Genomic DNA, 25,634 nt, shown 5'->3' on the forward strand with positions numbered 1-25,634 from the left:
GCGTTCCCTACGTGTACGTGCGGGCCGTTCTGCACCCGATCATCACCGTCATCCGCCGCCGAAAACCCGGCGCCCACGCCGTCATCTGAAACCTCGCGCGCCTCGGCGCGCGCCCGGTTCCGGGGCGGTCGCGTGTCCGACACTTGCCGTCCGATTCGTGTTTACCTCCCGTTCACTGATAGTGTCATCGGTCTGCCTGCAGCGGGAGGCTGCCCAGAAGAAAGAGAGTTCCCTTAGATTGTTCGGTTCAAACGCGCCCGAGTCGCCATACCTCGTCATCGATCTCGCCCGGGTGCGCGGCAACTTCGATGCGCTGCGGTCCGCTCTGAGCGGGCTCGGGGATGACCACCCCGCCCGAATTCGGTACGCGGTCAAGGCATCTCCGATGCCGGAGATCATCCGGCTGCTGGCCGCGCGCGGTGCGGAGTTCGACGTCGCCAGTATCGGCGAGATCGAACAGTGTCTCGGCCTGGGCGTCGATCCGGCCACTCTCTGCTACGGCAATCCGATCAAGAAGTCGGCGCACATCGCCGCCGCGTACGCAGCGGGCGTGCGCCGCTTCGCCTTCGACACGGAAACCGATCTCGAGCGCATCGCCGAGCTGGCGCCGGGATCGGAGGTGGAGTGCCGGTTCCTGGCCTCCACCCCGCAATCGCAGACCCCGTTCGGCACCAAATTCGGCTGCGCGCCCGGCGAGGCGGTACGCCTGCTGGTGCGTGCCCACGATCTCGGATTGCGTGTTGCCGGACCGTATTTCCACGTCGGCTCGCAGCAGCTCGACCCGTCCGCCTGGCGGATCGGCATCGAACAGGCCGGCGCCGTCGTCGAAGCCTTGGCGGTCAAGGACATTCCGGTCGCGTCCGTGAACATCGGTGGGGGACTTCCGATTTCGTACGTCGACGCGGCCCCCGAACTTCCCGAACTCGGTACGGTGATCGCCGAAGCGGCGGCCCGTCACCTCCCGGAGCACACCGATCTGGTGGTGGAACCCGGCCGCGCCCTGGTGGGCAACGCCGGCGTGATCCACGCCGAGGTCGTGAACGTGCGACAAGCGCCGGACGGGCGGCGCTGGATATACCTCGATATCGGCCGTTACAACGGAATGGCCGAAACCGAGAACGAGTACATCGCCTACCGGATGGAGACCGACCGGGACGGCGATTCGCGGGCGGAGGCGGTAATCGCCGGTCCGACCTGCGATGGAGACGATGTACTCTATCAACGCACGCGGGTCCTTCTTCCGACCACGTTGCGAGCCGGCGATCCCATTCGGATCCTCGACACCGGCGCTTATACGGCGAGTTATTCGTCGGTTTCCTTCAACGGTTTTCCGCCTTTGACAGTCCGTGTCATCGGCGCTGAGCGAGAGTGAGTTTGCCCATGACGGCAGAATTCACCGGCTGGCACGTGCTGGCCGAGTTCGGTGGTGTCGACGCAGCCCTCTGTGACGATCTCCAACGACTCGAAGCAGCGCTTCGAAAATCGTTGATCGCCGCGGGAGTGACGATCTGCGATGTCGTGCGCAAGCAATTCGAGCCACAGGGTGTGACGGTCCTCGCACTCCTGTCGGAATCGCATGCCTCGATCCACACCTATCCGGAATCGGGCGACATTTTCGTCGACGTGTTCACCTGCGGCAGTATCGGCGCGGGCGCCACGAAGGCGGTCGAACTGCTGCAGCAGGAGTTGTCGCCGAAGAGCGTCCACATGGAAGTGGTACAGCGCGGGCACACCGCCCGGCGGATCCACGAACCGGTCGGCCCGGGCCTGACCCGGGTGTGGGAACTGTCCGACGTGATCGTCGACACGAACACCCCCTACCAGCACATGGTGATCGCGCAGACCGAGCAGGGCCTATCCCTGTTCTCGGACGACGATCGGCAGTCCACCGAGTTCTCGCAGCTGACCTATCACGAGGCGATGCTGGTGCCGGCCTACGCGCTGGCCGCGAAGCTCGACAACGTGCTGATCATCGGCTCCGGCGAGGGTGTCGCCAGCCAGATGTCGGTGGCCGCGGGCGCTTCCCGGGTCGATCACGTCGACATCGACCAGCTCGAGGTGGAGCTGTGCGCGAAGCACCTCCCCTACGGCTACACCGAGGCCGATCTGGCCGCGGCGGTCGCGGGCGAGGGCGCGATCCGGATGCACTACGCCGACGGCTGGGACTTCCTGGCGAAGGCGGAGGCCGAGGGCGTGCGATACGACGTCGTCGTCATCGACCTGCCGGACGAGCGGGTGGAGGACGCCCAGCACAACCGGCTGTACGAGGACGAATTCCTCACGCGCTGTAAGGCGGTGCTGTCCGACGGCGGTGTGCTCGCCGCGCAGGCGGGCTGTCAGACCATGTGGCGCAACGAAACCCTGAAGCGCTCCTGGCAGCGGTTCGCCCAGCTGTTCGGCACGGTCGTCCCCTACGCGTCCGACGAGCACGAGTGGACGTTCCTGTTCGGTCTGGCCGGCAACCCCGTCGCGGATCCCGTGGCAGTGATGACGGCCAAGCTCTCGCAGCTGCCGTACCGGGCCGAGACGATCGACGAGCGGGCCCTGATCCGCGGCGCGATCGAACCGCACGCCCTGCGTGCACACGTATCCGTCTGAATCGGCCACTCACACGGTCGGATACCCGAACGCCCATCCGGAGATCACTCCGGGTGGGCGTTCCGGCGTTCCGGACCGGGCGGCAGGTGACGACCACCGCGAACCGAGTCGACGATTCCGGACCACGCGCAGTTTGCTGACGATATGCTGGGGACGCTCCACGGCTGGCCCGCATCCTCGCACCCCGAATCCGGAAGGACGAACGTATGCGCTCGGCTCGACTGCTGGTGGCTGTGCTCCCCGTCCTCGTCGCGGGGATTCTGACCGTGCTCACCGCCGCGCCCACCCTCGGCGCCCCGGTCTCCCCGACCGTCCCGATACCCGTCCGTGGCGCGCCCGGCTGCCCGTCCGGCACCACCCCGGTGTGCGGTTCCGACGGCGTCGACTACCGCAACAGCTGCGAGGCGAAACGGGCCCGGGTGCAGATCCGCCACACCGGTCCGTGCACGATCACCGAACGCTCCCGCCGCTGACCGCTCCGCTACGGCACCACCGGCGGCTCGATATCCAACTCGCGCAGTCGATCCCGATAGGCGGCGACGGTCGCGAGCTTGACGCCCTCGTAACCGCGCACCATATCGGGCAGCGCCGCGACGGTGACCGCGCGGTCGTAACCGGTCGCCAGTTCGGCGGACAACGTGTCCACGGTCGCCCGATAGTGCGCGAGCAGCGCACGCTCGATCCGCCGCATCCGGGCGTAGCCGAAAGGATCGAAGGCGGTGCCGCGCAGCCGTTTACCCCCGGCCAGGATCCGCAGCGCGATATGACTGCGCGGTCCGAACCCGATCTTGGTCCGGCGGCCCAGCGTCCGCAGCACCGGCGGGTGCAGCCGATAGGTGAGGCCGGTGCCGCCGGGTATCCGCGAGGCGACCTCGGCCGTGAAGGCGGGGTCGGTGAGGCGGCGGGCCACCTCGTACTCGTCCTTGTACGCGGTGAACTTGTAGAGCCCGCGGGCCACCTGCTCGCTGAATTCGGTGCGATCAGTGGCCGCGCGCTCGGCCGTCCAGATCCGCTGCACGGTCCGCACGTACTCGCGGGCGATCCGGGTGTTCTGGTATCCGACCAGTTCCGCGGCCCGGAGCTCGGCCAGCCGGCGGGTCTCACCGGTCGCGGTGAGATTCTCGAAAAGGTCTGCGGGCACGGGCTTTCCGGTACCGCGCCGCCCCGGCGCCGCGACCGCCGCCGCGAACTCCGCGGGGCGAGCCACCGCGGCGCGACCCCAGCGGAAGGCGGCGATCGTCGTCGCCACCGCGACACCGTTGAGCTCGATGGCCTCCTCGATCGCGGCCAGGGGCAGGCCCAGCGCACCCGCCTGGTACGCGGCGCCGACCAGCAGGAAATTGGCGGGCGCCGTGGTGCCGAACAGCGTCTCGGCGGCGGCGAGCGCGTCGACGCTCCACACCGACCGCGAAACCCGTTCCAGCCGCCGCAGCAGGTCGCCGGTCTCCGGATAGGCCACCGATCGGTCGTGGACCATGGCGCCGGTGGGGGTGGCGCTGGTGGAGGCGATCGACACGGTGGCCTCGGTGGAACCGTAGGCCACGCGCGCCGCGTCGGTGGCGGCCAGCAGATCGAAGGCCAGCAGGCAGTCGGCCCCGCCGGGGCCGATCCGGTTGGCCGGTTCCAGCGTCCCGGTCGCGAACCGCAGATGGGAGACCACCGGCCCCGCCTTCTGGCTCAGTCCGATCTGATCCAGGCCCGCCACCTGATATCCGGCCCGCGCGGCCGCGGTGGCGAGGACCTGGTTCACGGTGACGATGCCGGTCCCGCCGATTCCGGCGAGCAGGATGTTGCGGGTCCCGGTGACGGACACCGCCGGGATCTCCGGCAGTTCCGGCGGCTGCGGGCGTGGCGCGGCGGATCGGCCGGGCTCGGTGAGTTCCACCGTCACGAACGAGGGGCAGTCACCGGCGAGGCAGCTGTAGTCGGTGTTGCACGAACTCTGGTCGATGCGGGTCTTGCGGCCGAATTCGGTGTCCACCGGCTGCACGGACAGGCAGTTGCTCTGCACACCACAGTCCCCGCAGCCCTCGCACACCGCCTCGTTGATCACCACCCGGGTCCGGCGGGCCGGCAGTGCGCCCCGTTTCCGTTGCCGCCGTGCGTCGTTGGCGCAGTGCTGGTCGTAGATCAGCACCGTGACCCCGGACACCTCGCGTAGTCGCCGCTGGGCCTCGTCGAGCCGATCCCGGTGCCACAGCAGCGTTCCCGGCGCGAGCTCGCGCAGCCGGTAGCGATCCGGCTCGTCGGCGCACACGATGATCTGCCGCACCCCCTCGATCGCCAGCTTGTGGGTGAGCAGGGGTACCGTCAGCGCTCCGGCGGCCGACTGCGCGCCGGTCATCGCGACCACGTCGTTGTGCAGCAGTTTGAAGGTGATGTTCACCCCGGCGGCGACACAGGCCTGCACGGCCAGCTGCCCGGAGTGGAAATACGTTCCGTCGCCCATGTTCTGGAACAGATGCGGCACATCGGTGAACGGCGCGCGGCCGATCCACTGCGCCCCCTCGCCACCCATCTGGGTCAGCCCGGTGACCCGGCTGTCCTCCCGATCGGACAGCACCACGAGGGTGTGGCAGCCGATACCCCCGCCGGCCAGCGAGCCTTCCGGCACCGCCGTGGACCGGTTGTGCGGGCAGCCACTGCAGAAGTACGGGGTGCGCGCGACCGGCAGCGGCTCCAGCGTCAGCGGTGGTGGCAGCGGCCGCCGCAGCTCCAGGTGACCGCCCAGCACGCGGCGCAGCGGCGCGGCGAGCCGGGCCGCGGTGAGTTCGCCGTCCTGCGGGAACAGCGCGCGGCCGTCGGCGTCGTACTTGCCGGCGATGCGCGGGGTGTCCGGGCCACCGTAGAGGATCTCGGCGATCCCGGTCTGCACGAAGGCGGTCTTCTCCTCGACCACGATCAGATCCGACAGTCCGGCCGCGAACTCCCGGATGTGTTGCGGCACCAGCGGATACGGCATCCCGATGCGCAACAGCCGGACCCCGGCCCGGTACAGCGCGGCGTCGTCGGCGCCGAGGTCGGCCAGCGCCTGCCGCATCGCGTCGAAACATGTTCCGGCGGCGGCGATTCCGATGCGCGCGTGCGGCGGATCCAGTTCCGCCACGTCCAGGCCGTTGCGCGCGCCGTACTCCTCCACCAGCCGCCGCCGCGGCCCGAACAGGTCCGCCTCGGCGAGCACACTGTCGGCGGGCGCCGCCATGGGCCGCTGCCGGTAGGTGAACGGTCTTCCCTCCCAGCTGATTTCGGGAACTGCGGGATCCGGCCCGCCGATCTCCGCGGGGACGGTCCAGGCGCCGTCGGCCACATCGGCCACGATCTTCAGCGCGACGAGACAGCCCGAGGCCCGGGACAACGCGATCCCGTGCAGGCCGAGGGTCACGATCTCGCGGGCGTTGCGCGGGAACAACACCGGGATGTTCATCGCCGCCAGCGACCGTTCCGACACCGCGGGCACCGTCGAGGATTTCGCCGCCGGGTCGTCACCGACCAGCAGCAGGACACCCCCGCGCGGATCGACGCCGTACATGTTGGCGTGCCGCAGCGCGTCGGTCGACCGGTCCAGTCCCGGCCCCTTCCCGTACCAGACCCCCACCACCCCGTCGTATTCCGCACTCGCCGAAGGCAATCGGGACTGACTGCCCCACACCGCGGTCGCGGCCAGTTCCTCGTTGAGTCCGGGCACGAATCGAATATCGTTCGCGGCCAGCACATCCGGCATGCCGGTCAGCAGCCGGTCCACCCCGCCGAGCGGCGAGCCCTGGTATCCGGACACGAAGGTGCCGATCCGCCGCCCGGCCCGCCGATCCCGGGCCCGCTGTTCGACCAGCAGCCGCGCGATCGCCTGCACCCCGGTGAGGACGGTGGTCGCGGCCCCGGGCCGATAACGGTCGGCGAGTTCGTAGGGTGCCGGAGCCGGGCCGCGATCCGCGAGTTCTGTCATCATGCCCACCGTTCGTCGGGCGTCGCATCGACGCCGGAAGCATTGCGCATTTCGATGATGACATCCTGATCCCGATGAGCCGGGTGAACAATAGATGATCGACGATTTGAGCATTATGCCCAATTCGCCGCATTCATGCCGCGCATCGGACGTGCAGGATGCGAACCGATCGCACCGTCACCCCGGGCGACTCACCAGCCGTCCGACGGCATCCCGCTCGCCCGCCAGTGCTCGCAGCGTTGCGCGTAGTCCGCCAGGTTCGCCCGCGCGAACGCCTCCGGACGCCAGTCCGCGCCGGTCGTCGCCGCGGTCCACACATAGGCCGGGACCACATCGGTACCGCCCGGCTCGTCCCCGTCCGGGGGCAGCACGAGCCGGATCGGCCGCAGATCGTATTCGGCGTCCTCGAACCGATCGAGGATCTCCCATTCGGCCCGGGTCAGGCCCTCGAGGAGCAGGCCCGCGGCGATCCGGCCCGCCGCCGGTACCAGTCCCGGATAGGCCCGGCCGGGCAGGGCCGCCACCCGCCGGCCCCGCGCGACACCGAGCCGCGACCGCGGGACCCGGCCCAGCAGTGCCTCCAGCACGGGAGCGAATTGCAGTGTGCCGTAAGCGAACAGCATGTCGCCGACGGCCCCCGAGCGCGGGAACGTCGTCCGCGGCTCGTCGCCACCGACCGGTTCGCTCTCCTCCGCATCCCCGGCACCCGGGAAGTCCCCGTACTCGTGCATCGGTCCATCGAACCATCCCCGGCGGCCGGCAACCGGTCAGCGCGGCGTGTCGGCGGGCCGTCCGGGTAGCCGGCCTGCGCCCGGACCGTCGGGTACTCGAACAGGTCGACCGGACCCACGCGAACCGTCCCGGCCGCATCCCTATTGAGCGGAATCGGTTGCACCACAACAGTGTTCGACGCGAGAGTACCGGGCGGCCGGAGCGGTCGGTCGTCGGTCTTCCGGTTCAGGGGTCGCGGATCTCCTCGGCCCGGACGAACCGACCGGTCGCATCATCGCCACCCCACGGTTACCCGGTGGGCCGCACCGCCGTACCGGACAGTCGCTGGAACGCCTTCGGATCGTGCGCGCTGAACACGGTGACCGCACCGCCGTGCTCCCGTTGCAGCTCGACCAGGCGGCGGCGGTTGTCCCGGAAGGCCGGCCCCTCGACCGTGGAACCGAGTTCGGCCAGCCGCCACAGCAGCGGGGTCCGCGGTTGCCGCGGATCGACCTCCTCGCCGACGTAGAAGGAATCCCCGGCGTGCAACAGCCAGCCCCGGCCGGTGTCCACCGCGACCCCGATATGCCCGCGGGTGTGCCCGGCGAGCGGGATCACCAGGATCTCCGGCGGCAGTCCGGGCAGATCACGCACGGCGCGGAATCCGAACCACCGGTCCTCCCCCTCGACCTCGTTGACCATCCAGCGCGGGCCGTGCGCCCACTGGGCGGCGCGGTACCGCAACCGTTCCGCCTGGGTGCGCCCGGCCATCGCCGCCCGGAATTCGGGGCCGTGGATGTGCACGACCGCGTCGGGGAAGTCGGTCAGGCCGCCGGCGTGGTCGAAATCGAGGTGGGTGAGCACGATGTGCCGCACGTCGGCCGGATCGAGGCCCAGGCCCTGGATCTGCCGATAGGCGGTCTCGTGTTCGGCGAGCCGGGCGCCGAGGAAGAATCGGCTCGGACCCACCATGCGTCCCGGCTGACGCACGGCTTCGAGCCCGTATCCGGTGTCCACCAGCACCAGACCGGCCTTGGTCTCGATCAACAGGCAGTGGTCGACCATTCCCAGTGCCATGCTGCCGCAGTTGAGGTGATGAATCCGCACGCCGCCTACCGTTACAGACACCTCGGCGGCGGTCAACGTGGATGGGGTCGATCACACCGGGCGCTGCGACCGGATGATCTCCGCCAGCTGTTCGTAATCCTCGGTGCGCGCGGTCGAACCACGGAACACCAGCCCGAGCGTGCGGCCCGGCACCGGATCGGCGAACCGGGCCAGATCGAGTTTGCCGCGGCCGGTTTCGGCGCCCACCGCCATCTCCGGGATCAGCGTCACACCCAGTCCGCCCGCGACGCACTGCACCACGGTGGCCAGCGACGCGGCCCGGGTGTCGCCGACCGTGCCCGGCCGCACATCCTGCGACCGGCACAGGTCGAGGGTCTGATCGCGCAGGCAGTGCCCCTCGTCGAGCAGCAGCAGCGGCAGATCCTCGAGCGCCCCCACCGCCACGTCGGTCCGCCAGGCCAGTTCGTGCCCGCGCGGCAGCACCAGCACGAATGCCTCGGTGTACAGCGGGATCTCCACTATGCCGTTGACCTCGGTGGGCAGCGCCAGCACCGCCACGTCGAGCACCCCGCTGCGCAGGCCGTCCAGCAGCCGGGCGGTCTGGTCCTCGATCACGTGCGGGACCAGCGCGGGCAGCCGCGACCGCAGTTCCGGCAGTACGCTCGGCAGCAGATAGGGCGCGACCGTCGGGATGATGCCCATCCGCAGATGCCCGCCGAGTCCGTCGCCGGCCGCGGCGGCCACGAACCGGTCGGCCGCCTCCAGCGTCGCCATCGCCTGGGGCAGTAGCCGTTTGCCCGCGGCGGTGACCAGAACGCGGCGGGTGCTGCGTTCGATCAACTGCAATCCGAGGCCGTTTTCCAGCGATGCCAGGGCCTGCGATAACGTGGGCTGGCTCACAGTGAGGTGTGCGGCGGCCGTGCCGAAATGACGGTATTCGGCGATCGCCACGAACGCACGCAGCTGTGACAGGGTGGGCTGATAAGTCTGATCAGGCACGCCTATCAGTGTAGTGCAACTTATCACCTTTACCTTTCACCGAAGTACGGGCAAGATCACGAGTAAGGCGCCCCGCGGCACGATGCGAAATCCGCCGCGAACGACCTGGATGCGACACGATCCGACATTTCCAAGGAAAGAGGACAAGAGCATGCCCCTGCTGACCATCGGCGACCAGTTCCCCGCCTACAACCTCACCGCGGTGATCGGCGGCGACCTGACCCAGGTGAACGCCCAGCAGCCCGACGACTACTTCACGCAGGTGACCAGCGACGACTACGCCGGCAAGTGGCGGATCGTGTTCTTCTACCCGAAGGACTTCACCTTCGTCTGCCCGACCGAGATCGCCGCCTTCGGCAAGCTGAACGACGAGTTCGCCGACCGTGACGCCCAGGTCCTGGGTGCGTCCGTGGACAACGAGTTCGTCCACTTCCAGTGGCGTGCCCAGCACGAGGATCTGAAGACCCTGCCCTTCCCGCTGGTCTCCGACCTCAAGCGGGAGCTCGCCACCGCCACCGGCGTGCTGAACGCCGACGGTGTGGCCGACCGCGCCACCTTCATCGTCGACCCGAACAACGTGATCCAGTTCGTCTCGGTCACCGCCGGTTCCGTGGGCCGCAACGTGGACGAGGTGCTGCGGGTGCTCGACGCGCTGCAGTCCGACGAGCTGTGCGCCTGCAACTGGAAGAAGGGCGACCCGACCATCAACGCCGGCGAACTGCTCTCCGCCGCTGTCTGATTCGCGACGGTCGCAGCCGGTCTCGCTCTAGGTAGAACACAGGAGGACCCATGAGCATCGAGAATCTCAAGAATTCGCTGCCGGAGTACGCCAAGGACCTCAAGCTCAACCTGTCGTCCCTCGCGCGCACCACCGTGCTGACGGAACAGCAGCTGTGGGGCACCCTGCTGGCGTCCGCCGCGGCGACCCGCTCGGCCACCACGCTGCGTGAGATCGCCGCGGAGGCCGCCGACACCCTGTCGGCGGAGGCCTACAACGCCGCCCTCGGCGCCGCCTCGATCATGGGTATGAACAACGTGTTCTACCGGGGCAAGGCGTTCCTGGGCGGTCGCTACGACGACCTGCGGGCCGGGCTGCGCATGCAGATCATCGGCACGCCGGGCGTCGAGAAGGCCGACTTCGAACTGTGGTCGTTCGCGGTGTCGTCGATCAACGGCTGCCAGCACTGCCTGGAGGCGCACGAGCACACCCTGCGCGAGGCGGGCGTCTCGCGTGAGGTGATCTTCGAGGCGCTGCGCGCGGCCGCGATCGTGGCCGGCGTCGGCCAGGCCGTGCAGTCCACCGAGGCGCTGGCCGCGGCGGGCGTCTGACGCCCGCCGGGTGATCGCCCGGCACCGATTCGTGACAGTGCCCCTGCCCGCTCGCGGACAGGGGCACTGTCGTGTCCACGACCGGGAAGTGCCCACCGGCGGAACCGGTCGCTGCTAGTACGCTGGTCTGCCATGGGCATCCCCGAGAGCGATGGCACACAGGTCGAGGTCGTCCGGGTCTTCACCGATGCGGCCGGCCGGTTCGGTAATCCGCTCGGCATCGCCCGGGCCGGTGATGTGGTGGACGCGGACCATCAGGCGCTGGCGGCGCGGGCCGGATACAGCGAGACCGTCGTCGTCGAGGAGCCCGTCGACGAGCGCAGTCGGATGCGCATCTACACCCCGAAGATCGAACTGCCCTTCGCCGGGCATCCGACGGTCGGCACCGCCTGGTGGTTGCTCGAACGCGGCACCCCGGTCCGGGCCCTCGACGTGCCGGCCGGTCCGGTCGAGGTCTCGCCGCCCGACGGCGGGGTCACCTGGGTCCGTGCCCGCGCCGATTGGGCCCCGGCCTTCGAATTCCACCAGTTCGACAGCCTCGACCTGTTGTCCACGCTGCATCCGGCCGACTTCCCCAACGGCCAGCACTACGTCTGGGCGTGGACCGACGAGAGCCGCGGGGCGATCCGATCGCGAATGTTCGCACCCGCCTTCGGTATCGAGGAGGACGAGGCCACAGGCGCCGCGGCCATCGCCCTCACCTCGAAGCTGCGCCGCAGCCTGCTGCTCACCCAGGGCGCCGGCTCGCAGTTGTTCACCGAATGGGACTCCGACGGCTGGGTGCGCCTGGGCGGCCGAGTGGTCGCCGACCATCCGGTGGTGATCTGACCCGCGGCGCTCAGCCCGCCACCGCCGTCCACAACATGTAGGCGGTGCCGAGATCCATCACCAGGTGCGGCACCGCCGCGAGCCGACCGGCCGGATGCGGAATCACATGCCGCAGTAGCCTTCTCGTCCCCGGCAGCACCATCAGCAAGGCATCGGCGACGAACAGCGCCGCCAAGGCGAGCAACGGCGCCACCGGCCCGCGATGCTCGTGATGATGTCCGGACATCGCGTACAACATGGCCCCCGCCGCCACCAGGTGGTAGCCGAACACCACCGGCACCCCCGCCCCCCGGACCCGGCCCTCCGGCAACCGTGCCACCAGCATCAGCGCGAATACCGCCACCATCGCCGTGAGCACCGTCCGCGTGGCGGCCGACGCGGCCACCGGGAACACGAGCATCGCCGACATGACCAGGCACATCAGCAGATGCGCGGCATCCGACGCGTGATCCCGCGGCCACGAAACCCCCTGCCCCACAGCAACTCCCACCCCCGAACCGGACCCGCCGGACCGACCGGCCACCCCACCCCCCTCGACGAGCGGAGCAGCAGCCAATCCCGCCAGCACAATCCCCGCCGAGACCACGAACGCCGCCACCACAACCCACCGCAACCACCCGAATTCACCCACGAAAGCACCCACACCCCACCACCTTCCGGCCGCCGAACCCCACCGATGTCCTTCATGGTGACACCGCCCACCGACAGAATTGAGCGCTACCACCGCCCCTCCCGGCCCCTGCGCTGCCTCTCCCCCCGCTCACACCGCCCCCACCCCGCATCCGCCCTGCCACTCATCCGGCCCGGTGATCACCGGTCACGGCCCCCGCAGCCCGCCACTCCCAAGGTCCAGCTACCAGCCCGCATCCCCAACCCACAACGTCCGCACGTCCGGCCACACACGTCCGGCCACACACGTCCGGCCACACACGTCCGGCCACACACGTCCGGCCCGGAATCCGTGACGAATTCCGGGCCGGACGAGGATCGGGAGGAGGTGCTCGGTTCAGCCGAGCGCGCGGGCGAAGGCGGCCGCCATCGCGACGACCTCCTCCTCGCCCGCCACGAACGACGGCGAGACCTGCAGTGCGCCTTGACCTGCCGCGCGGCCCGAAACACCTTCGGCGCGAAGGGCCTTCACCATCGCCGGGCCCTCGGCGGGATCGGCGAGCTGGACCGCGGCCACCGCGCCGAGGCCGCTGCGCACCTCCGACACCCGGCGATGCTCCACCAGCGGCGAGAAGTATTCGTGCAGAAGCGCTTCCAGGTTCTTGCTGGCGTCGAGCAGATCCTCGCGCTCGAGGATGTCTAGGTTGGCCAGCGCGGCCGCGGCGGCACCCGCGTGCCCGCCGTAGGTGTAGCCGTGCCGGAACCACACGCCACCGGCGAAGAACGGCTCGGCCACCCGAGGCGCCGCGAACACCGCGCCCATCGGCATGTATCCGGAGGTCAGCCCCTTGGCGGTGGTCATCAGATCCGGTTCCAGGCCGAACCGGGTGGAGGCGAACCACGAGCCGCCGATGCGGCCGAATCCGGTGACCACCTCGTCGGCGACGAACAGGATGTCGTTGTCCCGGCACAACTGCCGTACCCCGGCCAGATACCCCTCCGGCGGCAGGTACACGCCGCCGGCGCCGATGATCGGCTCGCAGAAGAAGGCCGCGATCCGGTCGGCCCCGACCTCGTCGATCAGCGCGGCCAGCGCCGCGGCCCGGTCCCAGTCGACCGTCCGCGCGGAGGGCATCAGCTCGCCGTACCCGTCGTGATTGCCGGGAATTCCGGCCAGCGCAGTCCCGGCGACGTGCATGCCGTGATAGGCCAGCCGCCGCCCGACCAGCAGGGTCTTCTCCGGCCGGCCCTGCTCGACCCAGTATCGGCGAGCGAGCTTGGCGGCGGTGTCGACCGAGTCGGAACCGCCGGAGGTGAACATGATCTTGCTGCCCGGCACCGGCGCCAGTTCCGCGAGCCGCTGCGCCAGTTCGACCGTCGGCGGAGCGGTCAGATCGCCGAAATTCGAATAGTGCGCGAGCGTCGAGAGCTGTGCGGCCACGGCGTCGGCGATCTCCCGGCGACCGTGGCCGACGTTGGTGAACCACAGGCCACCGGTGGCGTCCAGGTACCGGTTACCGTCCTCGTCCCAGATGTAGGCGCCCTCGCCGCGGGCCACCACGAAGGCCCCGTCCCGCTCTACGGCACCCATATCGGCGAACCCGTGCCACAACGCACCCACTGTCGATCTCCTCCTGCTGTCCCGGTATCGGCTCGTCGTCTCCGCGGCCACGGCTACCGAGGCGCCGGGCGGTGCAACCGGACGGCGAGGTCACCGAGGGCGACGACGGCGACGGCCAGCAGCGAGAATACGCCGAGCAGCACGATCAGGCCGAGCGACATCGACAGGTAACCCTGATGCACCGGATTGAGGAACGGATACGGATACCAGTCCACCACCAGCCCGCGCAGCAGCGAATATGCGCCGTATCCGACCGGATAAAGCAACCACATAGCAACCAGTCGCGTGGTCAATCCCAGCGCCGCCGGAACCACCACCCAGTCCAGCAGCAGCACGATCGGCATCGTCCGGTGCAGCACATCGTTCACCCACGGATACCGATCGCCGGTCTCCAGATGCTCCAGCAGCACCGCGTAGACGATGCCGGTGATGATCAGATAGAGCGTCACCGCACCCCGCACCCGCTGCCAGATCTGTCCCGGCGGATCGAACAGCCCACCGACCAGCAGCACCAGCACCGCCAGGATGTTGGACTGGACGGTGAAGTAGCTGTAGTGATCCGCCTGCGGCTGCCCCGCCAGATGCGTTCCGCTCCAGGCGAGCGCGACCACACCGAGGACCGCGAACCCGACCCGCAGCAACCGAACCCATCCGGGAGCCGGACCGACGGCGCTCATCCCCCGATCGTCGCACACCACGACATCCAGTACGGCGGTGTCGGCCGGACCGGACCGAACCGGCACCACAGCACTCGTAGTCACCGCACCGCCCGCAGGCCACACCTCGATCACCTCGGCATCACCTCCACCGAGACCCACCACACCCGCCGCCGCCGGATACATACCGTCGACAGCCGCATCCCCGACCGACCGAACCCCGGCCTCGACCGTCGTATACCCGGCCGATTGAACCTCGGTCTCGAGCACCGCATCCTCCGCCGACCGAACCTCGGTCTCGAACGCCACATCCCCGGCCGACCGAGCCTCGGCATCGAACGCCGTCCGAACTTCGGTCTCGCCCGCCGAACCCCCGGCCGACCGGTCCGCGGTCTCGAACACCAAATCCCCGGACGATCGAACCTCGGTCTCGAACACTGAACCCCCCGCCGACCGGACCACGGCCTCGGACGTCGAATTCCCCGCCGATCGAACCTCGGCGTCGACGGTCGCATACCCGGCCGATCGGACCACTGTCGCATCCTCAGCCGATCGAACGTCGGTTTCGAACGCCGCACCCTCGTCCGACCGGTCCGCGGTCTCGAATGCCGAATCCGCGACCGACCGAACCACGGCCTCGCCTGCCGCACCCGGATCGCCGGTCGATGCCAACGCGCCGGCGAACCCCCGGAATGCCGTTCCGGTCACAACGCCGGACAGTTCACCCGGCTGGGTGATACCCGCGAGCGGCCCGAATTCCGCCTCGGGGGACGAGGCCGAGGTATCCGCGGGCAGGGGCTCGGTCTCGAGTCCTCCGGCCCAGATGCCGATCGACGGCCAGACGGCGTCGACGGGTGCGGTCGTGTATTCGCGTGTGCCCGGCACGGCACCGTCGGCCGTGGGCCACCTGTCCGCAGGTTGCCCGGTTACCGTTGCTCCGGCAACCGCACCGGTCGACGACCATGGAGTTTCGGCCGACGCACGACCGGTGGCGAATGTTTCCGACGCCGCACCGGCCAGCGGCCACTCCGCATCGTTCTGTGCATACTCGAGTCCCGCGACGCGCCAGCCAGCATCGGCCTCCGGGGGCGGCTCCGGCAGGGATTCGAGCAGCGTCGCGCACTGCTCCGACTCACCCGGGAGCGCAGCCGCCCACTCATAGGACGCAGCTCCGGCCTCGACCCCCGAACTCACTTCCGTTGGCGGAGGACACAGTTCGCGGTCCTCGCCGATCGCTCGGACCCCGGCCGGGGCCGGACCCGCCACCAGCGGCGACAGAGATACCCGGCGAGGGCGGCGCTTCGTGGTCCGGCGGTGACTGCCGCGGTTGCGGTTCGGGGCGGCGCGGCCGACGGCGGCGCGGATCAGCGCCAGGGCACCAGCGACGACCAGCAGCAATCGCACAGCGTGCGGCGAGGTCATCAGGCGGCCGATTCGCGATGCTCGTGCGGGGCGCGCCCGGTCAGCCGGTGCAGGGTCGACGCGAGCGAGTCGCCCAGCGTCCGGGCCTGCGCGAGAATCAATGACACGATGCCCAGCAATATCGAGGCAACTCGAAGGAGACGAATCCAGATCGGGGTTCCTTTGCCAGCGGTCATGAGGAAGAGCGTCACATACCACCGCGACGGCACGGAACTTCTCGCCACGATAGCAATCGTTCGGTAACCGGTGCGGGCACCGCCCTCGCTCACCGTGCGCGGCGATTCGCTACCCTGAACAGTGCAATGACCAGGACCGCTGCCATTCCGCGCGAGCTGCGCACCCGCCTGGCCGATCTCTCGATCCGCGACGAATACCGGTTGCGCCGGCGGCTCGATCAGGCCCGCGGCAATCTCGACGATCTCGAGGCCGAGATCACGGCCGCCGAAAGCCGTATCCGGGCCCGGCGTGCCGCCGTGCCCGCGATCCGCTATCCGGAACAGCTGCCGGTGTCGGCGCGGCGCGACGATATCGCCGCGGCCATCGCGGCGCATCAGGTCGTCGTGATCGCGGGCGAGACCGGTTCCGGTAAGACCACGCAGATCCCCAAGATCTGCCTCGAACTCGGCCGCGGCATCCGCGGTGTCATCGGTCACACCCAGCCCCGGCGGCTGGCCGCCCGGACGGTCGCCGAGCGCATCGCCGAGGAGCTGGGCACCGAACTCGGCGAGGTGGTCGGCTATTCGGTGCGCTTCACCGATCAGGTGTCCGACCGGACCCTGGTGAAGCTGATGACCGACGGCATCCTGCTCGCCGAGATCCAGCGCGACCGGATGCTGCGCCGCTACGACACGATCATCATCGACGAGGCGCACGAGCGCAGCCTCAACATCGACTTCCTGCTCGGCTACCTGAAGCAGTTGCTGCCGAAGCGGCCCGATCTCAAGGTGATCATCACCTCCGCGACCATCGATCCCGATCTGTTCGCCCGGCACTTCGCCGCCGCCGACGGCACGCCCGCCCCGATCGTCGAGGTGTCGGGCCGGTCCTATCCGGTGGAGATCCGCTATCGCCCACTGGCATTGGAGGTTTCCGCGCCGTCCGAGGACGACGAGGACGACGACCCACGGGTGGTCGATCGCGATCCGGTCGACGCCGTCGGCGACGCCGTCCGCGAACTGCTCGCCGAGGGCGACGGCGATGTCCTGGTGTTCCTGTCCGGCGAGCGCGAGATCCGCGACACCGCGGACGCGCTACGGGATCTGCGGCTGCCGCGCACCGAGATCCTGCCGCTGTACGCGAGACTGTCTGCCGCCGAACAACATCGGGTCTTCGAGGCGCATACCGGCCGCCGGGTGGTGCTCGCCACGAACGTGGCCGAGACCTCGCTGACCGTACCGGGTATCCGGTACGTCGTGGATCCGGGAAGTGCTCGTATCTCCCGATATTCGATGCGCACCAAGGTGCAGCGGCTGCCGATCGAGCCGATCTCGCAGGCCTCGGCCCGGCAGCGGTCGGGCCGGTGCGGCCGCGTCGCGGACGGTATCTGTATCCGGCTGTACGCCGAGGACGATTTCGAATCCCGCCCGGCGTTCACCGAACCGGAGATCCTGCGCACCAACCTCGCCGCGGTGATCCTGCAGATGACCGCCCTCGGACTGGGCGATATCGAGAACTTCCCGTTCGTCGAACCGCCGGATCGCCGCGCCATCCGGGACGGCATCGGGCTGCTGGAGGAATTGGGCGCGCTGGGACAGGCGGATACCGGCGGCAACCTGGTGCTCACCCCGGTGGGCCGCGAGATGTCGCAGTTGCCGGTCGACCCGCGCATGGCGCGAATGCTGGTGGCGGCCAACGTCAACCGCTGCCTCAGTGAGGTGCTGGTGATCGTGGCGGCGCTGTCGATCCAGGACGTCCGGGAGCGCCCGGCCGAATTCCAGCAGGCCGCCGACGCCAAGCACGCCAGGTTCACGGTCGAGGGTTCGGACTTCCTCGCCTACCTGCGGCTCTGGGATTATCTCACCGAGCAGCGGAAGGCCCTGTCGTCCAACCAGTTCCGGCGGATGTGCCGGGACGAGTTCCTGCACTACCTGCGGATCCGTGAATGGCAGGACCTCCAGGGCCAGCTGCGCACCATCACCCGCGGCCTCGGCTGGACCACCGAGACCTCCGCCGAATCCGGCGGCGACGACGGGCAATCGGGCGACGGCGGGAGCCGGACCGGCGACCGGGCGCGCGACGACAACCGATCGGGCAACACCGCGGGCCGGACACACGACCGCGGGCGCCGGACCGGCAACGGCGACAGCCGAGGCGCCGGTGGCAGGCGAGACGGCGGCCGCGAGAACCGGAACGCTTCCGGCCCGGAGCATTCCGGCCGCAGCGGACGGCAGGCGCCGAACCCCGGCGGCCCGGCGGGAAATCCACAGCCTGCCGAAACCCGTTCGGCCGGAACCGATTCCGACGGCCGGCCCTGGGACGTCGCGACCGTTCACCAGTCCCTGCTGGCGGGCATGTTGTCGCACATCGGCTTACGGGAGGCCGAGAGCCGGGAGTTCCTCGGCGCCCGCGGGGCCAGGTTCATGATCTTCCCCGGCTCGGCGCTGGCCAAGAAGCCCCCGCGCTGGGTGATGGCCGCCGAACTGGTGGAGACCTCGCGGCTGTGGGGCCGGATGGCCGGCCGCATCGAACCGGAATGGGCCGAGCGGCTGGCCGGCGATCTGGTGAAACGCACCTACTCCGAACCACATTGGTCGGCCAAGCGCGGCGCCGCGATGGCCTACGAGCGCGCGACCCTGTACGGGATCACGCTCGCGGCCCAGCGCCGCGTCGACTTCGGCCGGATCGACCCCGAACTGGCGCGCGAACTGTTCATCCGGCACGCGCTGGTGCAGGGCGAATGGCAGACCCGGCACGAATTCTTCCACCGCAACCGGGATCTGCTGGAGGACGTGGCGGATCTGGAGAACCGGGCGCGCCGCCGCGACATCCTCGTCGACGATCAGGTGCTGTTCGAGTTCTACGACCGGCGGCTGCCCGCGGACATCGTCTCGGTGCGGCACTTCGACAGCTGGTGGCGCAAGGCCCAGCGCAAAGACGCGGCGCTGCTGGACTTCTCGGCCTCGACGGTGGTCAACGAGAACGCCGCGGTGCTCGATCCGACCGCGTTCCCGGACAGTTGGCGGCAGGGCGAGCTGACCTTCCCGCTCACTTATCAATTCGAGCCCGGCCAGGCCGACGACGGTGTCACCGTGCATGTTCCGGTCGCGCAACTGGCGCACATCCGGGCGGTCGGCTTCGACTGGCTGGTGCCGGGGATGCGTGAGGAGCTGGCCGCGGCACTGATCAAGACGCTGCCGAAACACCTGCGGCGCAACGTGGTTCCGGCCCCCGACTTCGCGCGGGCGGCGCTGGCCCGGCTCGCGCCCCGCGCCGAACCGCTGCGGACCGGACTGGCCCGGGAGCTGTCGCAGCTCGGCGCGGCGCCGATCACCCCGGCCGATCTGGACCCGGCCGGGCTGCCGGACCATCTGCGCGTCACCTTCGCCGCGACCGCGCCCGACGGCACCGTGGTCGATCGCGACAAGAGCCTCGCCGCGCTGAAAACCCGGCTGTCCGACCAGGTGTCGAAGTCGGTGGCCCGCGCCACCCAGGCCGCCGAGCGGGCCCCGGCGGCGGTATGGACCTCGGAATCGCTGGGCACCCTGCCGGCCACGGTCCGCCGGGAGGTGGGTGGTCAGACCATCACCGGCTACCCCGCACTGGTCCCCGAGGGCGACGGCGTCGCGGTGCGGGTGCTGTCGTCCCCGGCCCGGCAGGCCGCCGCGATGCGGACCGGCACCCGGGCCCTGGTGCTGAAGGAGTTGCCGTCCTCGGTGCGGGCCGCCACCGCGGGCCTGTCCCCGTCCGATCGGCTCGCGCTGAGCCAGAATCCGTACGGTTCGCTGGAGGCGCTGATCGAGGACTGCCGCGCGCGTGCCGCCGACGATCTGATCACCGCGCACGGCGGACCGGTACGCAGCCCGGACGAGTTTCGCGCACTACTGGAGCGGATCCGGCCGGAGTTCGGCGCCGCCGTGGCCCGCCTCGTGCGGCTGGTGGTTCCGGTGCTGGCCGAGGCGCATCGGGTGCGCGCGGCGCTGTCGGGCGCACCCGATCGGGAGATCGCCGACGACGTCCGCCGGCAGCTGGACGATCTGGTGTTCCCCGGCTTCGTCAGCGAATTCGGCGGTACCCGGCTGCGGGAACTGCCGCGCTATCTGCAGGCGGCGACGGCCCGGCTGGCCGCCCTGCCCGCCTCCGCGAACCGGGACCGGCAGGGCACGGCCGAACTCGATCGCGCGCTGGACGCCTATCAGCGCCTGCTCGACGCACTCCCCGAGGCCCGCCGCACCGGACGCGATGTCACCGAAATCTGGTGGATGATCGAGGAATTGCGCGTCGGCCTGTTCGCTCAGCAACTCGGCACGCCGTATCCGGTGTCCGCCAAGCGAATCGAGAAGGCCGTCGCGGCGGTACGCATCGCGCCCGCGACTCGCCCTGCGCGGTGAGCGAATTCGGCACCGGCGCGGTCTCGGCGAGGACCGCGCCGGACGTCACTCGGCGCCGGCCGCGACCGTGTGCCCGGTGCGATGGCGGCGCAGATCCGCGATCTCGCGCTCGAAATCCTCGGCGGAACTGAAGGATCGGTAGACCGAGGCGAATCGGAGATACGCGACCTCGTCCAGATCGCGCAGCGGGCCGAGGATCGCCAGGCCCACCTCGTGGCTGGGTATCTCGGGAGAACCCTTGGCGCGCACCGCGTCCTCGACCTGCTGGGCCAGCAGGTTCAGTGCGTCGTCGTCGACCTCGCGGCCTTGGCACGCGCGCCGCACGCCGCGAATGACCTTCTCCCGGCTGAACGGTTCGGTGACGCCGCTGCGCTTGACCACCGACAGGATGGCGGTCTCGACCGTGGTGAACCGACGACCGCACTGCGGGCAGGCGCGACGGCGCCTGATCGCAGAGCCTTCCTCGGCCTCACGCGAGTCCACCACCCTCGAGTCGGGGTTGCGGCAGTACGGGCAATGCATCCGAAGTCCTTCGTCGATGCGGAGCCCACCGTCACACCGCATCCGGCAGCGCGCTCGGCGAGCGATTGTTCAGGGCTCTGTACCCAGCGATAGGGTATACCGCACCAGCAGGTCGTATCGCTTCACAGCCATTTCAGGATACTCGAACGTATCCGCTCACCGGCGGTCCGCCCCGATCACCAGGCGAGCTGCCATCCGTCGCTCAGATCCGCGAGCATGTCCGGCAGCCGCGGCACCATGCGGCCGCGGGCCAGTTTGTCCGGGAATGGTTCGGCGAGTACCGCGGCGGCGCGCGCCGGATCGTTGCGCAGCTCGGCATAGCGCGGCAGCAGGTCGCCGATGATGTAGTGCCAGCGGTCGTCCCGATCCGCCCAGTCGAAGTCCGGCAGGGTGGTGCGCAGCGTGGCGGGCCGGCCGTCGACCTCCGCGGTGAGGGTGATCGGCGCGAAGACGCCGGGGGCGCGCACGCCGGGTACCGCCGCCTTGCCGACCAGCGTGCTGACGTAGGTCATGACCCGGCCCATCGCGCCCCGGCCGGTGGCGGTCTCGTCCCACTGATCGGCGACGATCTGATTCTGTTCACGGTCGGTCATCCGCACCAGCGCGTCGCCGTAGCCCGCCGCGCCGCCCGCGGCGAGGGACTGCCAGGCGAGCCGGGCGTTGTCGTCGAGGATCCCGGCCCGGTACATCTCCTCGACCGCCGGCAGTCCCCCGGCGGCATACGCCTCGTGCATCGGCACCTGGTCGAGGAAGATGTGCTTCTGCATCACCATCAACCGGATCCGGTACCAGGTCAGATCGTCACCGGTGAGCCGCGGCCCCGCGAGGACGAGCAGTCGCGGATCCGCCGGCAGCGCGTCGGCCACCGCCGCGGGCGTCCCCCGGAGCAGATCGGCCACCGCACCGCCGAGCGCGTGGATACCCGTCGCGTCGATCGCGGTACCGATATCACCCATGTCGAAGAATCCGGAAGCGAACGAACCGCCCGCCAGACCGGCCAGACCGGCCCAGTAGAACTCCGGATGCGCGGTCGCCAGCCGCAGATAGTTCACGTACACCTGGGTGAACGTGTTCGCATTGGCGGCGACGCCGCGCGCCGGATCCCAGCCCGCGAGATCGATATCCGCGTTGCCGGTGGCGACGACGAGCCAGTACTGCTGCAACAACGTCGCGTACCGGCGCGGCGCGACACCCGCCGCGCGCGCTTCGTCGAGCGCTGCCCGCAACTGCGAAAGATCCAGCGGCAGCGCCGGATTCAGGCCGCCGCCGACCAGGCCGACGCCGTTGACCACCGGCAGGTCGAGATAGTCCCGGTAACCGGGTTCGGCCTGCGCCGCGGGGCCGGTGCACAGCACCACCAGCGCACCGGCCAGCAACCCGGCCCAGAAGTGGATGAAACGTCGCATGGTGCCGAGCCCCCGACTTCGATGGCGGGCCACCGCGGCCCGAGACGTACATCGAGGAGATTAGCAACGCGTTTCAGTAATGGATCGGGAGTTCCGGCCACCTCGCCGCGCTCCCGATCGTTCCCGGCAGGGCGGTCAGTGCGCGCGGACGGGCACGATCAGCGTCCGCCCCGGCGCCACCTCGGCACCCTGTAAACCGTTGAGCTCCACGATCTTGCGCACCACCGCACGGGCCGGATCCTCCGGGTCGACCCGCTGCGCCACATCGGCCAGCGACTCACCCTCGCCGACCTGCACCAGCTCCGTGCGCACGGCGTTCGCGTCGGCCGAGCGGATCTGCGCCAGCGCGATCAGCCCGGCGACCGCGGCGGCGCTGAGCAGCGCGGCCGCCGCGAGGGTGGCGAGGCCGAGCTGCGCCCGCTCGACCCGCGCCGCCGCGTCGAGCCCGCGCGGGCGGCCCGCCATCCGCGCCGGCGCCGCGACGACCGCCTCGGGTCGCCGGCTCGCAGGTCGTTGCGCACCGGCGAGACAGGCGTAGGCCGCCGATCGGGGCCGGGTCGCCACCGGCCCCCGAAGCTCGGCGCGGGGGGCCGAATCGGTGGTGGCGGTGTCGAATTCGCTGATCGCAGTGCGCATCGGGGGACCTCCAGGAGGGGTGTGCGAGACGAGACGGATCGGTGGGACGGGACGCGAGTTCGAGTTGTTCGATCATTCGTTCGAAGAACAGCTGTTCGAATTTCTACCACGAGGCACCGACGAAGTCACCGGTTGCGCCGACATGCGTCGAACAGATGTTTGAAACCGGCAGTTGACCGGACTACATTCGAAGCACCCGCGGTACGGACACGCGGTACGCAAGCGAGCAGTGCAGCACGAACGAGCAATACGGACAGAACGGAGGACGGCGACCGTGAGCGAATTTCCGGTGGACGGGCACGACGACGTGGTCGGCGTCGCCATCGATGCGAGTGCCATCGATGACGGCGCCATCGCGGAGGGCGGCACCGGCGGCGAGGGCACCGGATCGGCCGGCAACGGGACGGATCTCACCGCCCGGCAGCGCAGGGTGCTCGAGGTCATCCGCAGTTCGGTGAGCGAACGCGGGTATCCGCCGAGCATCCGGGAGATCGGTGACGCCGTCGGGCTCACCTCGACCTCCTCGGTCGCCCATCAACTGCGGGCCCTGGAGCGCAAGGGCTTCCTGCGCCGCGATCCCAATCGGCCACGCGCCGTGGACGTCCGGGGTCTCGACGAGACCGTCGTGCGCGCCACCGGCGGACATCTGCGCCCGGTGTCGACCGAGCCGTCGGCCGAACATCCGACACCCACCTACGTGCCGGTCCTCGGCCGGATCGCCGCCGGTGGCCCGATCCTGGCCGAGCAGGCGGTGGAGGACGTGTTCCCGCTGCCGCGCGAACTCGTCGGCGAGGGTTCGCTGTTCCTGCTCAAGGTCGTCGGCCAGTCGATGGTCGAGGCCGCGATCTGCGACGGCGACTGGGTCGTCGTCCGCCAGCAGAACGTCGCCGAGAACGGCGATATCGTCGCGGCGATGATCGAGGGCGAGGCGACGGTCAAGACCTTGAAGCGCACCGGCAAGGACGTCTGGCTGATGCCGCACAACCCGCTGTTCGAGCCGATCCCGGGTAACGACGCGCGGATCCTCGGCAAGGTCGTCACGGTCATCCGCAAGATCTGATCCACCCGGCGGTGTTCACCCGCTCCGGCGGTCCGGTCAGCGGGTGAACACCTCGGTATTGCGCGCGATCGTGTGCACGCTGGCATCGCCGCGGTCGCGATCCTCACAGAGCACACTCACCACATGCCGCCCGGTCGGCAACGGGCCGGAATCGAGATCGACGACACCGTCGACGCCCACCGACTGCCACGGCCCGTCGACTCCGTGCGCCGCGATCTGGCACCGATAGCCGGGATGCTCCCCGGTCACGTGCGCGGTGATGTCGGCGCCACCCCGCAGGACCGCCATCGGACCGGCCGCGGCCGGTCCGGCACAGGTCACCGTGGCGGCGGCCAGCACGGCGAACAGACCGGCAGCGGGCGCGGCGGAACGTCGAAGTCCTTGCACGCCCCCATCATCGGCGCTCGATCGTGAGTTTTCGATGACTCCGGACCGAGTGTTGCCGGAATGGTGCCAGAATCTCGTTCCGGCGACCGCCGGTTCGCCCGCGACGCGCGCAGCAGCCGGATCGCCCCGCCGTCAGCGCCGGAACCGGTCCCGCAGTTGCGGATCGTTCTCCCACCAGAGTCCGGTGGTGGCGGGCGCGGCATCGTCGTCCGCGGTGGCCGCGGCCGCGACCCGGGGCCGAGTGGACCGACCGCGCGCACCGGCGGCCGGCTCGACGGCAGCGCCGGTTGCCGACCGTTCACCGGTATCGCCGGACTCCGGCCCGCTCGCGCGATCGATCGCGTCCAGTTCCGCGTCGACCTCCCGGGCGCGCCGCCGCTCGTCGGCCGCCCACGACCGCATCAGCGTCAGCAGATACGGCAGGCCGAGCACATCGCCGAGCACCCAGATGATGCCCGCGCCGATGATCTGGTCCATCCGCGGATCCGGCCCCCAGGTGCGGCCGATGCCCTCGAAATAGCCCGCCGCGACCAGCGGCCCGAGCCACAGCACCAGGCCGAGGATGCCGTCGGCCAGCGATTCGAACACGGTGATCAGCAGCGAGATGCCCTGGGAGTGGCGCCGCGGCACCGGATCGGTCTGCAGGCGCGAGTAGAAGTACAGAAAACCGATGGCCACCAACAGGATTCGGGTCAGCGCGTCCGCCGCGCCGTGCCGCAGCACCACCTCGAACCAGGGCGACAGGAACAGGATCCACGGCGCGGCGAGGATCGTCAGCGACGCGGTGGCGGGGGCGGTCAGCGTCCGCGCGAACGACGAGGCCAGCGCCCGGTCCACCCGGGCCCGGCCGGCCTCGCCCAGCGCCGCGCGCAGCACGGTGACCGGCCGCCCGGCGGCCAGCCCGAACGGCACCACGTAGAGCAACAGCAGCGTCTGCAACGCGCGCACCCAGAACAGCGTCGACGAATACGCGCCGATCGCACTGATTCCGGTGAGCAACCAGACACCCGCGCCCATCAGCAGGAAGGCGACCGCGCGGCCGGCCGGTGGCGCCTCACCCCGGCGCGCCGCGCGCGTCCGGGCCACGCAGTATCCCGCCGCGAGCGCCACGGTGATCACCACCGTGGACGCGTCCCAGCGCAAGGATTCGAAGGCGGACTGTACGGTCAGCGGCGTCGACATCCATCCCACCGCGCGATTATCGGCCTGCCCCGGTTCCGCCGAGCCCGCGCCCCCTCGATCCGGCCGTCCCCGGCACCGGACCGGAACGGGAACGCGATCCCGCCGCGCGC

At 70.0% G+C, this 25,634-nt stretch carries 21 protein-coding genes; 8 read left to right on the plus strand and 13 right to left on the minus strand.

The annotated features are described in order from the left end of the window. Nucleotides 1-292 precede the first annotated feature (292 nt). The 3 genes from G361_RS43715 to G361_RS0115205 all read left to right on the plus strand — a co-directional run bounded on the left by G361_RS43715 (nucleotide 293) and on the right by G361_RS0115205 (nucleotide 3,071). The gene (locus tag G361_RS43715; protein WP_019927944.1) at nucleotides 293-1,372 is read left to right on the plus strand and encodes a type III PLP-dependent enzyme; all 1,080 of its coding nucleotides are present in this window, start codon (nucleotides 293-295) and stop codon (nucleotides 1,370-1,372) included. Between the two features lie 8 nt (nucleotides 1,373-1,380). Continuing rightward, nucleotides 1,381-2,598 carry an adenosylmethionine decarboxylase gene (gene speD, locus G361_RS0115200; protein WP_019927945.1) on the plus strand — a complete coding sequence of 406 codons (1,218 nt, stop codon included), beginning with the start codon at nucleotides 1,381-1,383 and terminating at the stop codon, nucleotides 2,596-2,598. 206 nt (nucleotides 2,599-2,804) lie between these two features. Beyond that, nucleotides 2,805-3,071 (plus strand): Kazal-type serine protease inhibitor family protein, encoded by a 267-nt coding sequence (locus G361_RS0115205; protein ID WP_019927946.1) that lies wholly within the window; start codon nucleotides 2,805-2,807, stop codon nucleotides 3,069-3,071. Nucleotides 3,072-3,079: 8 nt separating this feature from the next. Here the strand turns inward: G361_RS0115205 and G361_RS0115210 are convergent, their stop codons facing one another. The 4 genes from G361_RS0115210 to G361_RS0115225 form a co-directional block, all read right to left on the minus strand. Then, nucleotides 3,080-6,541 carry an indolepyruvate ferredoxin oxidoreductase family protein gene (locus G361_RS0115210; RefSeq protein WP_026343065.1) on the minus strand — a complete coding sequence of 1,154 codons (3,462 nt, stop codon included), beginning with the start codon at nucleotides 6,539-6,541 and terminating at the stop codon, nucleotides 3,080-3,082. 191 nt (nucleotides 6,542-6,732) lie between these two features. Then, nucleotides 6,733-7,272 carry a gamma-glutamylcyclotransferase family protein gene (locus G361_RS0115215; RefSeq protein ID WP_019927948.1) on the minus strand — a complete coding sequence of 180 codons (540 nt, stop codon included), beginning with the start codon at nucleotides 7,270-7,272 and terminating at the stop codon, nucleotides 6,733-6,735. Between the two features lie 289 nt (nucleotides 7,273-7,561). Continuing rightward, complete coding sequence (locus G361_RS0115220; protein ID WP_019927949.1) at nucleotides 7,562-8,359, minus strand: MBL fold metallo-hydrolase; 798 nt, start codon at nucleotides 8,357-8,359, stop codon at nucleotides 7,562-7,564. A 51-nt stretch (nucleotides 8,360-8,410) separates the two neighbouring features. Beyond that, complete coding sequence (locus G361_RS0115225) at nucleotides 8,411-9,319, minus strand: hydrogen peroxide-inducible genes activator (protein ID WP_019927950.1); 909 nt, start codon at nucleotides 9,317-9,319, stop codon at nucleotides 8,411-8,413. Nucleotides 9,320-9,470: 151 nt separating this feature from the next. Here G361_RS0115225 and G361_RS0115230 point away from each other — a divergent pair, with 151 nt between their 5' ends. The 3 genes from G361_RS0115230 to G361_RS0115240 all read left to right on the plus strand — a co-directional run bounded on the left by G361_RS0115230 (nucleotide 9,471) and on the right by G361_RS0115240 (nucleotide 11,476). Continuing rightward, entirely contained in the window at nucleotides 9,471-10,058 is a 588-nt protein-coding gene (locus G361_RS0115230; RefSeq protein ID WP_019927951.1) for a peroxiredoxin, read from the plus strand. A 50-nt stretch (nucleotides 10,059-10,108) separates the two neighbouring features. Continuing rightward, complete coding sequence (locus G361_RS0115235) at nucleotides 10,109-10,648, plus strand: carboxymuconolactone decarboxylase family protein (RefSeq protein WP_019927952.1); 540 nt, start codon at nucleotides 10,109-10,111, stop codon at nucleotides 10,646-10,648. A gap of 132 nt (nucleotides 10,649-10,780) precedes the next feature. Beyond that, a complete protein-coding gene (locus tag G361_RS0115240) occupies nucleotides 10,781-11,476 on the plus strand; it encodes a PhzF family phenazine biosynthesis protein (protein ID WP_019927953.1) in 696 nt (231 codons plus the stop codon). A gap of 10 nt (nucleotides 11,477-11,486) precedes the next feature. Here the strand turns inward: G361_RS0115240 and G361_RS0115245 are convergent, their stop codons facing one another. The 4 genes from G361_RS0115245 to G361_RS49405 all read right to left on the minus strand — a co-directional run bounded on the left by G361_RS0115245 (nucleotide 11,487) and on the right by G361_RS49405 (nucleotide 15,975). Further along, nucleotides 11,487-12,119: a DUF5134 domain-containing protein gene (locus tag G361_RS0115245; protein WP_155981461.1), complete on the minus strand. Its 633-nt coding sequence runs from the start codon at nucleotides 12,117-12,119 to the stop codon at nucleotides 11,487-11,489. A 363-nt stretch (nucleotides 12,120-12,482) separates the two neighbouring features. Next, entirely contained in the window at nucleotides 12,483-13,676 is a 1,194-nt protein-coding gene (locus tag G361_RS0115250; protein ID WP_052172800.1) for an aspartate aminotransferase family protein, read from the minus strand. Nucleotides 13,677-13,759: 83 nt separating this feature from the next. Continuing rightward, a complete protein-coding gene (locus G361_RS51820) occupies nucleotides 13,760-14,764 on the minus strand; it encodes a Pr6Pr family membrane protein (RefSeq protein WP_369797915.1) in 1,005 nt (334 codons plus the stop codon). Between the two features lie 1,019 nt (nucleotides 14,765-15,783). Beyond that, nucleotides 15,784-15,975, minus strand: a complete 192-nt coding sequence (locus G361_RS49405) for a hypothetical protein (RefSeq protein ID WP_155981462.1) — start codon at nucleotides 15,973-15,975, stop codon at nucleotides 15,784-15,786. A 111-nt stretch (nucleotides 15,976-16,086) separates the two neighbouring features. Here G361_RS49405 and hrpA point away from each other — a divergent pair, with 111 nt between their 5' ends. Further along, complete coding sequence (gene hrpA / locus G361_RS0115265) at nucleotides 16,087-20,331, plus strand: ATP-dependent RNA helicase HrpA (RefSeq protein WP_019927958.1); 4,245 nt, start codon at nucleotides 16,087-16,089, stop codon at nucleotides 20,329-20,331. 45 nt (nucleotides 20,332-20,376) lie between these two features. Here the strand turns inward: hrpA and nrdR are convergent, their stop codons facing one another. The 3 genes from nrdR to G361_RS46980 form a co-directional block, all read right to left on the minus strand. Next, nucleotides 20,377-20,853, minus strand: a complete 477-nt coding sequence (gene nrdR / locus G361_RS0115270; RefSeq protein WP_019927959.1) for a transcriptional regulator NrdR — start codon at nucleotides 20,851-20,853, stop codon at nucleotides 20,377-20,379. A 176-nt stretch (nucleotides 20,854-21,029) separates the two neighbouring features. After that, on the minus strand, nucleotides 21,030-22,259 hold the full coding sequence (locus G361_RS0115275) for a hypothetical protein (RefSeq protein ID WP_019927960.1): 1,230 nt from the start codon (nucleotides 22,257-22,259) through the stop codon (nucleotides 21,030-21,032). Nucleotides 22,260-22,394: 135 nt separating this feature from the next. Further along, on the minus strand, nucleotides 22,395-22,895 hold the full coding sequence (locus tag G361_RS46980) for a LysM peptidoglycan-binding domain-containing protein (RefSeq protein WP_019927961.1): 501 nt from the start codon (nucleotides 22,893-22,895) through the stop codon (nucleotides 22,395-22,397). A 352-nt stretch (nucleotides 22,896-23,247) separates the two neighbouring features. Here G361_RS46980 and lexA point away from each other — a divergent pair, with 352 nt between their 5' ends. Next, nucleotides 23,248-23,955, plus strand: a complete 708-nt coding sequence (gene lexA, locus G361_RS0115285; protein WP_052172801.1) for a transcriptional repressor LexA — start codon at nucleotides 23,248-23,250, stop codon at nucleotides 23,953-23,955. A 36-nt stretch (nucleotides 23,956-23,991) separates the two neighbouring features. Here lexA and G361_RS0115290 read toward each other — a convergent pair whose 3' ends face one another. Beyond that, nucleotides 23,992-24,342, minus strand: a complete 351-nt coding sequence (locus tag G361_RS0115290; protein WP_155981463.1) for a hypothetical protein — start codon at nucleotides 24,340-24,342, stop codon at nucleotides 23,992-23,994. A 132-nt stretch (nucleotides 24,343-24,474) separates the two neighbouring features. Next, nucleotides 24,475-25,524 carry a cytochrome c oxidase assembly protein gene (locus G361_RS0115295; protein ID WP_019927964.1) on the minus strand — a complete coding sequence of 350 codons (1,050 nt, stop codon included), beginning with the start codon at nucleotides 25,522-25,524 and terminating at the stop codon, nucleotides 24,475-24,477. Nucleotides 25,525-25,634 lie beyond the last annotated feature (110 nt).

This window comes from Nocardia sp. BMG111209 (assembly GCF_000381925.1).
Taxonomy (GTDB): domain Bacteria; phylum Actinomycetota; class Actinomycetes; order Mycobacteriales; family Mycobacteriaceae; genus Nocardia.